The 14,699-nt window shown below is 66.0% G+C and carries 13 protein-coding genes; 8 read left to right on the top strand and 5 right to left on the bottom strand.

Features of this window, described 5'->3' with window-relative positions; translation table 11 throughout:
• The first annotated feature begins 27 nt into the window (after positions 1 to 27).
• On the top strand, positions 28 to 819 hold the full coding sequence (locus I2488_RS00305; protein WP_196273817.1) for an IclR family transcriptional regulator: 792 nt from the start codon (positions 28 to 30) through the stop codon (positions 817 to 819).
• Between the two features lie 17 nt (positions 820 to 836).
• Here the strand turns inward: I2488_RS00305 and I2488_RS00300 are convergent, their stop codons facing one another.
• From I2488_RS00300 to I2488_RS00280, 5 genes are read right to left on the bottom strand one after another with little or no spacing between them, the layout of a single operon-like run.
• Positions 837 to 1,175 carry a hypothetical protein gene (locus I2488_RS00300; RefSeq protein ID WP_196273816.1) on the bottom strand — a complete coding sequence of 113 codons (339 nt, stop codon included), beginning with the start codon at positions 1,173 to 1,175 and terminating at the stop codon, positions 837 to 839.
• Positions 1,176 to 1,223: 48 nt separating this feature from the next.
• Positions 1,224 to 2,732 carry an aldehyde dehydrogenase family protein gene (locus tag I2488_RS00295; RefSeq protein ID WP_196273815.1) on the bottom strand — a complete coding sequence of 503 codons (1,509 nt, stop codon included), beginning with the start codon at positions 2,730 to 2,732 and terminating at the stop codon, positions 1,224 to 1,226.
• A complete protein-coding gene (locus tag I2488_RS00290; protein WP_196273814.1) occupies positions 2,729 to 3,880 on the bottom strand; it encodes an FAD-dependent monooxygenase in 1,152 nt (383 codons plus the stop codon). The genes I2488_RS00295 and I2488_RS00290 overlap by 4 nt, the downstream gene beginning before the upstream one ends.
• Positions 3,877 to 4,791, bottom strand: a complete 915-nt coding sequence (locus I2488_RS00285) for a polysaccharide deacetylase family protein (protein WP_196273813.1) — start codon at positions 4,789 to 4,791, stop codon at positions 3,877 to 3,879. Before I2488_RS00285 ends, I2488_RS00290 begins: the two co-directional genes overlap by 4 nt.
• Before the next feature lie 31 nt (positions 4,792 to 4,822).
• Positions 4,823 to 6,289, bottom strand: coding sequence for a flavin monoamine oxidase family protein (locus tag I2488_RS00280; protein ID WP_196273812.1), 1,467 nt, complete (start codon positions 6,287 to 6,289; stop codon positions 4,823 to 4,825).
• 199 nt (positions 6,290 to 6,488) lie between these two features.
• On the opposite strand from I2488_RS00280, the gene I2488_RS00275 reads away from it, so the two are divergent.
• The 7 genes from I2488_RS00275 (at position 6,489) to I2488_RS00250 (ending at position 14,615) form a co-directional block, all read left to right on the top strand.
• Positions 6,489 to 7,493, top strand: coding sequence for an alpha/beta fold hydrolase (locus tag I2488_RS00275; protein ID WP_196273811.1), 1,005 nt, complete (start codon positions 6,489 to 6,491; stop codon positions 7,491 to 7,493).
• On the top strand, positions 7,490 to 8,893 hold the full coding sequence (leuC, locus tag I2488_RS00270) for a 3-isopropylmalate dehydratase large subunit (RefSeq protein ID WP_196273810.1): 1,404 nt from the start codon (positions 7,490 to 7,492) through the stop codon (positions 8,891 to 8,893). Before I2488_RS00275 ends, leuC begins: the two co-directional genes overlap by 4 nt.
• Complete coding sequence (leuD, locus tag I2488_RS00265; protein ID WP_196273809.1) at positions 8,890 to 9,513, top strand: 3-isopropylmalate dehydratase small subunit; 624 nt, start codon at positions 8,890 to 8,892, stop codon at positions 9,511 to 9,513. The genes leuC and leuD overlap by 4 nt, the downstream gene beginning before the upstream one ends.
• Positions 9,510 to 10,142: an isochorismatase family protein gene (locus tag I2488_RS19445; protein ID WP_246465387.1), complete on the top strand. Its 633-nt coding sequence runs from the start codon at positions 9,510 to 9,512 to the stop codon at positions 10,140 to 10,142. Before leuD ends, I2488_RS19445 begins: the two co-directional genes overlap by 4 nt.
• Positions 10,139 to 10,900, top strand: a complete 762-nt coding sequence (locus tag I2488_RS00260) for an SDR family NAD(P)-dependent oxidoreductase (protein ID WP_343070944.1) — start codon at positions 10,139 to 10,141, stop codon at positions 10,898 to 10,900. Before I2488_RS19445 ends, I2488_RS00260 begins: the two co-directional genes overlap by 4 nt.
• 121 nt (positions 10,901 to 11,021) lie before the next feature.
• Entirely contained in the window at positions 11,022 to 11,951 is a 930-nt protein-coding gene (locus I2488_RS00255) for a DUF1838 family protein (RefSeq protein ID WP_196273807.1), read from the top strand.
• A gap of 138 nt (positions 11,952 to 12,089) precedes the next feature.
• A complete protein-coding gene (locus I2488_RS00250) occupies positions 12,090 to 14,615 on the top strand; it encodes a TonB-dependent receptor (RefSeq protein ID WP_196273806.1) in 2,526 nt (841 codons plus the stop codon).
• Positions 14,616 to 14,699: the final 84 nt, after the last annotated feature.

Raw genomic sequence — 14,699 nt, 5'->3', positions numbered from 1 at the left:
GCAAAGATGCCAAGGGGAGTCGTTCACATGGAAAAAGGCGTTCCTATCCGGTCGATCACGCGATCCATCGCCGCGCTGAAGGCAATCAACCGCCACGGCTCGCTGTCGATGATGGAAATCGCCAAGTCCGCCGAAGTCCCCTACCCCACCGCCTGCCGCATCGTGCAGACGCTGCTCTACGAAGGCCTGATCGAGCAGGAACCCGCCCGCAAGCGCTATCGGGCCACAGCCCTGGTGCAGACGCTGGCCACCGGATTCCAGCACGATGACGAACTGGTCCGCATCGCCCGCCCGCACATCGTCGCCTTCACCGCGCGCGCCGGCTGGCCGGTGTCGATCGCCATCCGCGTCGGCCGCGAGATGATGCTGCGCGACAGCACCCACGCCAACTCCTCGCTCACGTTCGAGCACTACTACCCCGGCTTCACCCTGCCGATCCTCGACAGCGCCTCGGGCAAGGTCTCGATGGCCTTCGCCGACGACGAGGAGCGCGAGATGATCCTGCGCTTCATGCGCGTCTCGCAGGACATCGACCTGAACTACCTCGCCACCGCCGAAGTCAGCCTCGATGTCGAACGCATCCGCGCCGATGGCTATGCCGTGCAGGGCCGCAACCACTTCAACCTGACGCCGGGCAAGACCTCGTCGATCGCCGTCCCGATCTTCCGCAACGGCCATTTCGAAGCCGCCATGACCATGGTCTTCTTCGTCGCCGCCATGAAGCTCTCGACCGCGCTCGAGACCTATCTCGACGACCTCAAGGCCACCGCCGCAGCGATCAGCCACGACCTGTCGAACGTGCCGATGGGGAATGCCTGAGCTTCAGAGACCCCGGCTCACCGCTGCTTCTTGGAAATAGTCGCGGTGAAGTCGGGGTCCTTGTTCGCCACCCAGTCGACGAACTTGCGGATCGCCGGGTTGTCGAGCAGCTTTTCGACATCCATGCCGATGCGCTGCAGTTCCGAATTGGTGAAGTTCACCGTCAGCGTCTGCTGGCAGATGCCGTGCATCGGCACCACATCGCGCCCGCCCCGGCTCTTGGGGATCGGGTGATGCCACACGATCGTGCTGCCGGTCGGCCGACCGCACAGCCAGCACGGCACCGGTGGCGGGGCCTGTTCCTCGGGCGGGTCGAAGTCGTCGTAGCGACCGTGCTTTGAATGCTTGCGGGCCATGGCGCTGCCTTACAGCAACCACGGCCCCACCCAATCATAGCGGCGCAATCAGAGTCGAGCCGTGACAGCCTTCGTCTCGAGATAGGCGTCCAGCCCCTCCTGCCCGAACTCGCGCCCCCAGCCCGATTGGCCATAGCCGCCGAACGGAATGTTGGTGCCGACCGCGCCGTGGCAGTTGATCGAAACGTGGCCCGCGCGGATGCGCTTGACCAGGCGGTGCGCGGTGGAAAGATCGCGCGTCCACACGCTGCCCGACAGGCCATAGGGCGTGTCGTTGGCGAGCGCGGCAATGGCGTCCAGATCGTCGCCCTCGAACTTCTGCACCGCCATGACCGGGCCGAAGATCTCCTCGCGCATCAGCGGCATGGCGTTGTCGCAGCCGGTGAACACCGTCGGCTGGATGAAGTTGCCCGGCCGTGCCAGCTTCTCGCCGCCTGCGATCAGCGTCACGCCATCGGCCTTGGCCCGCTCGATATAGCCCATGACCTTGGCCGCGTGCGCATCCGAGATCATCGGCCCCTGCATCGTTGCAAAGTCGAGACCATGGCCGAGCGTCATGCCTTGCGCGAAAGCGGCAACGCCTTCCATCAGCTCGTCATGGATCGCAGCGTGGGCGAAGATGCGCGTGCCCGCCATGCAGTTCTGACCCTGCAGGAAGAACGTCGCCATCGCCACGCCGGGCACGGCCAGCGCCAGATCGGCATCGGGCATGACCACGACAGGGCTCTTGCCGCCAAGTTCGAGGCTGACCTTCTTGAGGTTGCCGAGCGCGGCCTGGATGATGCGCTTGCCGGTCGCGGTCGATCCGGTGAACGAGATCTTGTCGACGCCGGGATGCTCGGCCAGCGCCTGCCCCGCCTCGGCCCCCACGCCGTTGATGATGTTGACGACGCCCGCCGGAATGCCCGCCTCGAGGATCATCCGGCCCAGCGCCAGCGCGGAAAGCGGGGTTTCTTCCGAGGGCTTCATCACCACCGTGCAGCCCGCCGCCAGCGCGGGCGCGAGCTTGAGGATCGCGGTCGAAAGCGGCACGTTCCACGGCACGATCTGGCCCGCCACGCCAATCGGCTCGCGCAGCGTATAGGTCAGCGCCTCGGTCTCTGCCGCAATGTGGCGCGGCGGAGCAATGGTCGTGCCCTCGATCCGCATCACCGCGCCCGCATAATAGTCGATCATCTCGACGCAGTTTGCGGTAGTGAGGCCAGCGATGAAGCGCGGCATGCCGTTGTCGATCACGTCGAGTTCGGTCAGCAGCGTGGCATTGGCGTCCATCACCCGCGCCAGCTTGTGCAGCAGGGCGGTACGCTCGGCCACGGTCATGCGGCCCCAAGGCCCTTCGAACGCGGCGCGCGCGGCCTTGACCGCACGGTCCACTTCCGCCGCACCGCCGGTCTGGAACTTCGCCAAGACCAACCCCGTTGCCGGATCGCGCGTTTCCAGTTCGCCCGATCCCTCGACCCATTCCCCGCCGATCAGCAACCGGTGGGTTTCCCCGAGGAAACGCTCCGTCTCAGGCGAAATCGGGTTACCATCAAAGGGAACTGGCGAAACGCTCATACCGCGACGGTCCTCGGGTCATAGGTGAACAGGCCGAGCGATTCCTCGTCCTTCATCTCGCCCAGGCCGAACAGGTCGGTGTCCTGCCCCTGCATGCGATCGGCATTGGCGTTCGATTCCTGCTGGATGAAGGTCGCGCGTTCGTGCCGCGCCGCCTCGTAGCGGGCAAGGCCCTCGGTGGCAGAATCCGATGCCGCCAGCGCCCTCGCCAGCACCACCGCATCCTCGATCCCGCAAGCCGCACCGTGGCCAAGGAACGGCGTCATCGCATGCGCCGCATCGCCGATCAGCGTGACGTTGCCATCAAGCACCCACGTGTCCATCGGCTTGCGCGCATTGATCGCCCACTTGAACAGCGGCTGCGCCACGGCAGCCTTCAGCAGGCGCTGCGCATCCTCGCACCAATGGCCATAGATCGATTGCAGCTCGGCAGGATCGGCAGGCGTCGTCCAGCCTTCCTCGTTCCATCCATCCTGCCGCGCGAAGAACACGAAGTTCATCACCTTCGACCCGCGCACGTTGTAGCGGTTCATCATCGCACCGGGGCCGATGATGATGCCGGGGAAGTCGGAAAGGTCCTGGATCTCGTCGGTCACTGGCACCAGGCAGCGCCACGCGACGTGACCGGTAAAGTGCGGCTCGTCATCGCCAAAGCGCTGGCGGATCACGCTTTTCACGCCATCGGCACCGACCAGCACATCCGCGCCGAACTGCCGTCCATCGGCCAGCGTCACCGTCGTGCCCTTGCTGGAAACGACTTGCGCCCCGGCCACCATCTCCACGCCGGCACGCTCGGCCGCGCGGGTCATCACGCCGTGCAGGTCGGCGCGGTGCACGGTGATGTAAGGCGCGCCGTACTTTGCGCGCTGGGTCGAGCGGTCCATCGCCACCAGCGTGCGCCCGTCCTGCCAGTGCTGGATGCGCTGGCGGGTGGGTTCGACCGCAACCGAGGCCGCTTCCTCGCAGATGCCGATGAAATCGAGGCCCTTCATCGCGTTGGGCGTCAGCGTCAGACCCGCACCGATCTCGCCGAACTGTGGCGCGCTCTCCAGCAGCGTCACCTTGAAGCCCTGCTGGGCCAGCGCCGCCGAAGCGGTCATGCCCGCCACGCCGCCGCCGACGATAAGGATGGTCTCCGGCTTGCTCACTTCAATTGCCCCGGAATATGCGATTCATGGTTTGCCAGATACCAATCTGCAATTTCCTCGCGCGTCGCCCACCACACGCCGGGCAGGCTCTTGGCGTGTTCGATGAACTCGCGCAGCGCGCGCACGCGATGGGCGCGACCCGAAACGTGCGGGTGCAGCCCGAGGTTCATTATCCGCCCGGTCTTCGCGCCTTCCGCATAGAGCACGTCGAGTTCCTCGATCAGCGCATCGCGGTATTCGTTGGTGGTGTAGTTCTTGCGGGTGATGAAGGTGAAATCATTGATTTCGTTGGAGTAGGGCACCGAAACGATCGGCCCGTGCGGCGTGCGCAACAGGTAGGGCTGATCGTCGTTCATGATGTCGCAGTAGAAGGTGCAGCCATATTCGGCGAGGATGTCCGCCGTCTGCATCGTCCCGCGCAAGCTGGACGAGAGCCAACCCTTGGACTTGCGCCCGGTGAACTTCTCGAACTGGTCGAGACTGCGCAGGATGATGTCGCGTTCCTTGGCCGGTTCATGCGCAAAGCTCGAAAGCAGCTCGCCCTGCTCCCAGTTGTGGGTCAGCAGTTCCCAGCCACGTTCAAGGACGGCATCGGTCATCGCCTTGCGCCGTTCGAACGTCACCGCATTGGTCGTGCAGCTCGCTTTCACGCCAAGCTCGTCGAACAGGTCGATCAGCCGCCACAGGCCGACGCGCTGGCCATATTCGCGCCAGGTGAAGTTGGGAAAGTCGGGCGTGTTGCCGGGCAGCACGTCGGGCAGGATCGCCGGGCCGCCCGCGTAATAGGGCTTGTCGGTGTCCTTGGTCAGGTCCCACGTCTCGAGATTGAACGTCAGGATCAGCGCGACCCGGGCACCGTTCGGCCAGACCAGCGGCTGGCGCTGCGGCAGCGGGATGTAATCGTATTCCATCAGTGACTTACCCCTGAACTCAGTTGCCGCCTCAGGCGGTCAAAACCTCAAGCGCCACGCGCTCGGCCGATTCCAGCGCGCCTTCCAGCCCGCGCGCGCCTTGCGCGGTATGCTCCCCGCAGAAATGGACGCGGCCCGCCGGCTTGATCATCTCGTCCAGCCACTGCACCTGCCCCGGCCCGAAGAACGAAACGTCGCCGCCATTGAACCGCTCGCCCGCCCAGCTGAAGTAGCTGTGCGCCGCGACCTTGCCCTTGGCGGCGGGGCGCAGCGTCTCGATCTGGCGGACGACCATCGCCTTGGCGGCCTCCGCCCCCATGCGGTCCCAGTAGAGCGCCAGATTGCCGCGCGCCTGCACGATGAAGCCGGTGATCTCCTCCGGAGTGGCACCATACCGCTGCGGCATCACCGTGCCCAAGGGCCCGTCGGTCCACATGCCGGGGGCGAGCTTGTCCTCGTCCCAGAACGGCGCGGTGGCCGTCGCGAACACCATCGAGATCGGCTGATAGCCCAGCTGCCCCACCGCCTGCGCCTGCGGCCCTTCCAGCGCGGGCAGCACCTTCACGTTGCGCAGCGCCGAGAACGGCAGCGAGCAGATCACGTGCGGCGCGCTGAACGTCGCGCCATCGGCGGTGTGAACCGTCGCCGTGCCGCCATCCTGCGTGATCGCCACCACCTCGCGCCCGAGCAGCACGTCGCCCTTGAGCAGCCTGGCCATGCCGGTGGCAAGGTGGATATTGCCGCCCTTGACCGACAGCGACTTCGTGCCTGCCGCCATCTGGCCTTTCACGAAGCCGTCGTTGTATTCCATCATCAGCGTGGAAACGTCCCACGCGTTGGTGCCGTAATAGGGCGAAAGATCCCAGCACAGGTGGATCGCCGCGTCGGAAAGCCCCTGCCCCTTGAGGAACGCGTAGAGCGAGATGTCGAGCGCGGCATTGGCCGGATCGTGCCAGCTTGACCAGTCGGCCAGGCGGTTGTTGTCCGAAACCAGCTTGCCCACCACTTCGCCGGGCAGCAGCATCTTGAGCTTGTCCGGCAGCGGATTGCCCGGAAACGCCGCCCATTCCGCGCGCGTCATCGGCTTGCCGTTCATCCACAGCAGCGGCGGCGCGCCATAGCGAAAGCGCGCACCGACCTCGACCATCTCCACGCCCGCGCGGTTCGCGGCATCGAGGCCCCGGCCATAGCCTTCGGCCATCGAGTTGAAGCCCATTTCCGGGTAGCCCGGCTGATCGAGCAGCGTCCAGATCCGCCCGCCGACACGCTCGCGCGCTTCGATCACGGTGACGGTCTTGCCCTCCTGCTCCAGCATCCACGCCGCCTGCAGGCCGGAAACCCCCGCGCCCAGCACGATCACGTCGCTCTGCCCCGGCTTGCGCGGAGCGATTGCGGGCGCAGCCTTCTTCGCCTTGCGCGCGGCGAACGCAGGCTGGCTTGCCGCCAGCGCGGCCAGCCCAATCCCGCCAAGCGAAAACGTGCGCCGGTCCATCGTCATGTTCGTCTCGTTCCCTCAGGCGCCCAGCCATAGGACAGGCCTGTTCACGCTGCCAATCGCCACAAGGAACAGGCTCGTGTCGATTGCGCGGGTGGTGCTCACCACCTGTCGGATAGACAAGCATGGCTTTCGGAAAATACGCCAATCACGGATAGGCGGAGGGTATAGCTTCATGCGAAACCTGCGCACCGGAGGCCCCATGAAACCCTTGAAAATGCTGCTCTCGGCGCTTGTCCTCGTGCCTTTGGCCGGCACCGCGCCCGCCCTTGCGCAGATCGCCGCCAATGCGCCCGATTCGCCCGCCACGCCGCGCCTCACCGTGGCGCAATTGCGCGCGAAATATGCCGACCGGCAGAGCCGCTACATGACCGTCAAGGGCATGGAAATCCACTACAAGGACGAAGGCCCGCGCAAGGCCCCGGTGCTGCTGCTGATCCACGGTTCGCAAAGCAGCCTGCGCACCTGGGACCGCATCGCCGTCCTGCTCAAGCCGCGCTACCGGATCATCCGCTTCGACATCCCCGGCTACGGCCTGTCCTCGCCTGCGACCGACGAGGCGGCGGCGAACGTCAAGCCCGTGGAAGTCACCGAAGGCCTGCTCGCGGGCCTCGGCGTGAACAGGCTCGCCGCCGCCGTCGGCGTTTCCAGCGGGGGCACCATGGCGATGTACCTTGCCGCCAAGCGCCCCGAACTGGTCGAGCGGCTGATCCTGTCGAACACCCCGTCCGATCCGGTCGATACCAGCCACATGGTGCAGACCCCGGCCTTCCTTGCCGCGCAGGACCGCGCGCGCAAGACCGGTTATCAGGACTTCGATTTCTGGGACCAGTACCTCTCGTTCTTCTCCGGCGATCCGGCGCGGATCAGCCACCGCACGCGCATGGAATACTGGGACTTCAACCGCCGCAGCCCGGAGAAGTACCCCATCGCCATGGTCGCCCGCATCGGTGATGGCAAGCAGGCCGCGATCGAGATGGAGAAGATCAAGGCGCCCACCTTCCTCGTCTGGGGCAGCGGCGATCCGCTCCTCCCTGAAGCGGCGGTCACCGCGATCACCCGCTACCTCAGGAACGCCACGATCTCGAAAGTGCTGATGCCCGACGTCGGCCACTATCCACCGCTCGAAGTGCCCGACCGCTTCGCCCGCTGGATCGAGACCTATGTCGAAGCCGGAGTGCCCCAAATCGGAGTAAAGGCGCCGTGAAGCCGCGTACCCTCTACGAAAAGCTGTGGGATGCCCACGTCATCGCCGATCTGGGTGGCGGCGAGACGCTGCTCTACATCGACCGGCACATCGTCCACGAGGTTTCCAGCCCGCAGTCCTTCGTCGCCATGCGCACCAAGGGCCGCCAGCTGCGCCGTCCGGAAACCCACCTCGCCGTCGCCGATCACGCGATCCCCACCCGCCAGCGCGGCACCATCGACGATCCCCTCGCCGCCTCGCAGATCGCCGAGCTTGAGGCCAACGTCCGCGAATTCGCGGTGCCCTATGCCGAAGTGAATGGCCCGGAGCAGGGCATTGTCCACGTCATCGGCCCGGAAACCGGCTTCACCCTGCCCGGCACCACCATAGTCTGCGGTGACAGCCACACCACCACCCACGGTGCCTTCGGCGCTCTGGCCTTCGGCATCGGCGCGAGCGAGCAGTCCACCGTCATGGCCGCGCAGGCCCTGCGCCAGACCCGCGCGAAGACGATGAAGGTCGAACTCGTCGGCACCCGTCACCCGCTGGTCTTTGCCAAGGACATCGCGCTCGCCCTGATCGCCAGGATCGGCGCCAACGGCGCGGTCGGCCACGCGGTCGAATACGTCGGCCCCGCCGTCTCCGCCATGGCCATGGCCGAGCGCATGACCCTGTGCAACATGACCATCGAAGCCGGCAGCCGCATCGGCCTCGTCGCGCCGGACGAGACGACATACGCCTTCGTCAAGGGCCGCCGCCTCGCGCCACAGGGCGAGATGTTCGCCAAGGCCTGCGAATACTGGGACACCCTGCGCAGCGATCCCGGCGCGACATACGACAAGGTCGTGACGCTCGACCTTTCCGAAATCGCCCCGCAGGTCAGCTGGGGCACCAGCCCGAACCAGACCCTGCCGGTCAGCGCCACGCTGCCCGATCCGGCGCAGATTGCCGATCCCGGCGAGAGGCGCGAGGCGGAAAAGGCGCTTGCCTACATGGGCCTTACCCCCGGCACGCCGCTGCTCGGCACCCCGGTCAGCCACGTCTTCATCGGATCGTGCACCAATGGCCGGATCGAGGACTTGCGCGCCGCTGCCGCCATCGCGCTGGGCCGCAAGGTCGCCCCCGGCGTCAAGGCCATCGTCGTCCCCGGCAGCATGGCCACGCGCAAGGCCGCCGAGTTCGAAGGGCTTGACCGCATCCTGACCGATGCCGGTTTCGAATGGCGCTTTGCCGGCTGTTCGATGTGCGTCGCCATGAACGACGATCGCCTCTCCCCCGGAGACCGCTGCGCCTCCACCAGCAACCGCAACTTCGAGGGCCGTCAGGGCCCCGGCGGGCGCACCCACCTGATGAGCCCGGCCATGGCCGCTGCCGCCGCGATCGCGGGCCATATCGCCGATGCGCGGGAGTTCGTGGCATGAGCGGTTTCACCACGGTCACCGGCCCCGCCGCGGCGATGCCGGAAGAGAACATCGATACCGACATCATCTTCCCCGCGCGCTTCCTCCTGCTGACCTCTCGCGAAGGCCTCGGCCAGCACGCCTTCCACGATCGCCGCTACGATGCTGATGGCAGCGAAGTCGCAGGCTATGTCCTCAACACCGAACCCTTCCGCGCGCCGCCCGTCATCGTCGCAGGTGCCAACTTCGGCTCCGGCTCCAGCCGCGAGCAGGCCGTCTGGGCGCTCCACGGCCTCGGCGTACGCGCGGTGATTGCGCCTGCGCTGGGCGAAATCTTCCACAACAACTGCCTGCGCAACGGCATCGTGCCCGTGATCCTCCCGCCCGAACAGGTCGCCGAGATGCTCGCGTCTGCCGCCGCCGGCGTGGCTTTCACCGTCGATCTCGAAGCGCAGACCGTCACCGTCGGCAATGCCGCCCCGGTGCGGTTCGACATCTCGCCCGAAAGACGGCTTGCCCTGCTCAACGGATGGGACGAAACCGACCTCGTGCTGGCCCGCTTCGCCGACGACATCGCCGCGTTCGAGGCGGGACAGCGCAAGATCCAGCCCTGGCTCTACCCCGAGGAAACCACTGCATGAGCGAGAACGACGACCTGCTGGCCAACTACAAGAAGGCCTATGACCGGCGGGTAGGCTTCGGCACGCGCCCCGCGCTGATCCTGATCGACTTCTGCATGGGCTATTTCGACGAATCCTGCGAACTCTACGCCGGTGTCGACGATGCTCTCGCCTCTGCCCTGCGCGTGCGCGAAGCAGCCCGCGCGGCGGGCGTCCCGGTGATCCTGACCAACGTGGTCTATCATCCCAGCGCCATCGACGGCGGCCGCTTCTTCGAAAAGGCGGCCCCGCTCAAGAACTTCCTCCAGGGCAGCCCGATGGGCGCATGGGGGCCGGGCCTCGAACCCTTCGCCGACGAACTGGTCGTCTCCAAGCAGTATCCCAGCGCCTTCTTCGGCACCTCGCTCGCCTCGACGCTGACCGCGATGGGCGTCGATTCCGTGCTGCTCACCGGCCTCACCACCTCGGGCTGCGTCCGCGCTTCCTGCGTCGATGCCATGAGCCACGGCTTCCGCACCGCCGTCATTGCCGATGCCTGCGGCGATCGCCACAGCGCCCCGCACGAGGCCAACCTGTTCGACATGAACGCCAAGTACGCCGACGTCGTCAGCGAGGCCGAGGCGGTCACCTTCCTGTCCGGCCTGAAGTGAGGCTGCAAGGGCGCATCGCGGTCGTCACCGGGGCCGGTCTCGGCATCGGCAAGGCCACCGCGCTGCGCTTTGCCGAAGAGGGGGCCCGTCTTGTTCTGGCCGAGCGCGACGAGGCCCGCCTCGCGGAAGTCACCGCCCAAGTCCGCGATCTCGGCGCCGAAGCACTGCCCGTCCCCTGCGACGTCACCGACGAGGCCAGCGTCGCCAATCTCGCCAGCGAGGCTGCAACGCTCGGCCCCGTCTCGATCCTCGTCAACAACGTCGGCGGCGGGCGCAGCGGGCGGATTGCCGACCTCTCGGTGGCCGATTGGGACCACACCATGACGCTGTCGCTGCGCTCGATGTTCCTGTGCACCCGTGCCTTCGTGCCGGTGATGCAGGCGCAAGGCCATGGCCGGATCGTCTGCCTCTCCTCCGGCGCGCGCAACGGCACCGTGTGGAACGCCTTCCATGTCGGGGCGAGTGCCTATTCCACTGCCAAGGCCGGAGTCACCGGCTTCGTCCGCGCCCTCGCCATAGAGCTGGCCGATCACGGCATCACCATCAACGCCGTCGCCCCCGGCCCGATCGACACCGAACTCGCCGGACCCTACCTGAAGAAGATGCACGACGACGGCCTCGAATACTCGCCGATCCGCATGACCCCGCTGCACCGCCTCGGCACCCCGCGCGAAGTGGCCGACGCCGTGCTCTTTCTCGCCTCCGACGAGGCTAGCTACGTCACCGGCACCACGCTCGACGTTACCGGCGGGCGCTAGCGCCAAACCGCGAATCCGACAGGCGAGCACTGGCACCGTCTGCACTGCGCTGTCATTCGTCTGCAGCCATCTTCCCGGGACAAGCAGAGACAGCGAATCCGCTGTCCGGGGAGTTCGCCAGATGTCCGCTGACCTGACCCGCCGTTCCATGATGGCTGGCCTGCCGCTTGCCGCAGGGCTCGCCGCCGCTCCCGCCCTCGCCGCGAAGTCCGGCGCCAGGGTCAAGGCCTCCCCCGCCATCTCGGACGCCGAAGCGATGGAACGCCTGCGTGATCCCGCCACCCGCGCCCGGGTGCGCGCCCGCGTCGCCGGTTCGTGCGAGGCCGAGACGGTCAACATCTTCTACCGCCTCAACATCTATGGCTACACCGGCGAGGGCAATCTCGTGCCGTTCTACACGCTCAACCATCTCAGCGTGAACGAATGGACCCCGCTGCCGGGCAACCGCTATCAGGCCAAGACCTTCGAATGCGGCGTCTATTGCGCCTTCGATACCGATGACGTGCTGGAGGAATGGAAGAACCCGCTGACCGGCGAGGTGCGCAAGCCCTTCCAGTTCCTCGGCGGCCCCTTCACCGTCACCCACGGACCTGACGGCATGGTTGCCATGGGTGCCGAACTCACGCCCAAGCCGATGCGCATGGAGGCCTATGGTGGCACCCTGTTCGTCAGCGCCATGGCCGACATGGCCCGCCCCAATCCGGTAAGCCCCGAAAAATTCCCGAAGTTCTCCTCCGGCCCGATCGCCTATTGGGACACCGTGTCCACCAATGGCGCTCCGGTCGCGCAGGCCTTTGACGACAACATCAGCTCTGCCGATGCCTTCCACCACTTCCAGAACATGGGATCGTGGCATCCGTGGATGGCGATGGGTTCGCGCCCCGGCCGCACCTATGGCCGTTCCGCCGGGGTCAAGGTCCGCTCGCTCGACCAGATCCCTGCCAAGGCCCTGAAGGGCCTGCAGGACCACACGCCGGAAATCTTCGACCGCAAGGGCTGGACCAGCCCGCGCTTCGACATTCTCGAATACATGGCCGGCAATCCGACCTGAAGACCTGACACCCAGGAGAGGCTACAAACCAGAAAAATCACAAGAACATCGGCGAGACCGGGCAACCCGGCGCGCCACAGCAGGGACGAACCGGACGGCCGCGCGCCGACCGCTCAACATCTCAATCGAGGGGTAACAATGAACACGAAGTCTTTCATGAAGCGGTCCACCGCTTCGCTTTCCGTCATGGCGCTTGTCGCCACCATGGGCATCGCCGCACCCGCCTTCGCGCAGGAAGCACCGCAGGCTGCCGAGAACGAAGATTCCGGCGCCATCGTCGTCACCGCGCGCAAGCGTGAGGAAGACCTGCTCAAGACGCCGGTCACGCTCTCCGTGCTGACCAGCCAGGAACTCGAAAAGCGCGCCGTCGTCTCGGTGGCAGACCTTGCCGCGAACACCCCCGGCTTCTCGATCAACAACAACGCCTCGGGCCGTGCCGACCGTTCGTTCCAGCAGATCATTCTGCGCGGCTTCACCCCCTCGGGCGTGCTCTCGACCACCACTTCGATGTTCATCGACGGCGTCGCCGTCGCCTCGCCCTCGATGCTCAACTCGGTCGGCACGCCCGAACGCGTCGAAGTGCTGAAGGGCCCGCAGAGCGCCTACTTCGGCCGCAACACCTTCGCCGGTGCCATCAATATCGTCAACAAGACCCCAGGCGACGAATGGTCGGGCGCGGTCACTGCCATGGTCGGCACGCGCAAGAACTATCGCCTGCGTGCCGAGATCGAAGGCCCGATCGTCGGCGACATGCTGACCTTCCGCCTGACCGGCGACCGCTGGGCCAAGGACGGTTCGTGGAAGAACGCCTATGACGGCGGCACGCTGGGTGACCAGCAGAGCACCAGCGGCTCGCTGCTGATCGTCGCCAAGCCCACCGACCGCCTCAAGATCAAGGCCTTCGGCTTCTACGCCGAAGACAAGGACGGCGTCGCCGCCAACACCCGCCTCAACGCGCAAGATGTGACGACGGCCGCCAACTATCTCGACAGCACCGGCACGCTGATCCTCAAGGGCCAGTCGAACTGCACGCTGACCGGCGACGTCGACGGCCTCAAGGGCGGCGCAACGATCAGCCTGCCCTACTTCTGCGGCGTTACGCCCGGTCTGGTGAACCCGGTCTCGTCGAACACGCTGAAGGATTCGTTCATCACGAACTACCTCGCGTCCCCGCGCGGCCGCATCCTGTCGCCCTCGCAGGGCACGCAGGACTACGGCCTGTTCCGCAAGTCCTACCACCTGCACACCACGCTCGATTACGAGCTGTCCGATGCCCTCTCGGTCTCGCTGCTGGCAGGCTACAACAACGAGCACTGGAGCCAGTTCTCCGATCTCGACGGTTACGACACCACCGCCCTGCCCAACCCGTTCGGCGGCCCCGGTTCGCGCAGCTACTTCGACTTCCCCTTCCTGGTGGAACGCGAACAGCTCGACCATTCGTTCGAAGGCCGCGTGAACTACGAGTTCGGCCCGCTCAGCGGCGTGGTCGGCGCCAGCCTGCTCGATGCCAAGGTCCGTTCGGACCTCGGCGGTGGCAACGGCGCGCTCGGCATCTCCTCGTTCCCAACTGCCAGCGGCTTTGACCGCGCCAAGACTTTCGGCGCGTTCTTCGGCACCACTTTCGAAGCTACCGACGCCCTGTCGCTCAGCATCGAAGGCCGCTACCAGATCGATACGCTCTATGCCTATGTCGGCCCTGCCGGCCTGACGCTGACCGACAGCACCTACCTGCCTGCCGGGACTTATGCCGCGGACTCGCTGCTGACCAAGCGCACCTACAAGAACTTCCTGCCGCGTGCGATCGTCAACTACCAGATCAATCCCGATCTGATGGTCTATGCCTCGGCAGCCAAGGGCGTGAACCCCGGCTCGTTCAGCACCGGCATCATCAACCAGTCGGCCACCGTGCAGCAGGCCGCCAAGGCCGCGGGCATCACGCTCTCGGTCGATCCGGAAAAGGTCACCAACTTCGAAATGGGCGTGAAGGGCCGCGCGCTCGATGGCAAGGCCACCTTCACTTTCGCGGGCTACTACGCAAAGTGGCGTGACCAGATCAACCAGATCCTGGTGATCGTCGCCAACCCCACCCCGCTCAACCCCAACAACCAGACCTTCGTCAGCGGCAACGCCAACTCCGGTTCGGTCGATCTCTACGGTATCGAAGGCGACGTTTCGCTGCGCGTGAACGACCTGATCAAGCTCGCCGCCTCTGGCGCGATCAACCTCAGCGACATCAAGCGTTTCTCGGGCCGCGCGATCAGCCAGCTGACCGGCGTGTTCGACTTCTCGGGCAAGGAGCAGCCGCTCGCCTCGAAGTACTCGGCCACGGCCATGGTCGAGTTCGGCGGCGACATTCGCGGCGTCGAGGACGGCACGTGGTTCGCCCGCACGGACTGGAACTACAAGTCGGGCGTCTGGTCCAACCAGGCCAACGTCGTCCGCACGCCGGATCGCCACGTGGTCAATTTCCGCGCCGGCATCGGCAAGGGCAACACCAGCCTCGAACTGTTCGTGACCAACGTGTTCAACAACAAGAACTACACGAGCATCGCCGACAACTTCACCTTTACGCCGACCTTCGGCCGCACCGCCTACAACTCGGCGCTGCTGGTCGGCCTGCCCGAACTGCGCACCGCAGGCATCCAGGCAAAGGTCAAGTTCTGATCCTGACCTCGTCATGATCGCCTGATCAGGGCCGGATGCTCCTCCAGCGTCCGGCCCTTTTCTTTGCAACATTCAGGGAAAACC

It is taken from the genome of Novosphingobium jiangmenense (genome assembly GCF_015694345.1).
GTDB lineage: Bacteria > Pseudomonadota > Alphaproteobacteria > Sphingomonadales > Sphingomonadaceae > Novosphingobium > Novosphingobium jiangmenense.
The sequence above is the reverse complement of the archived record's forward strand: the minus strand, read 5'-3'. Positions and strand labels throughout refer to the sequence as shown.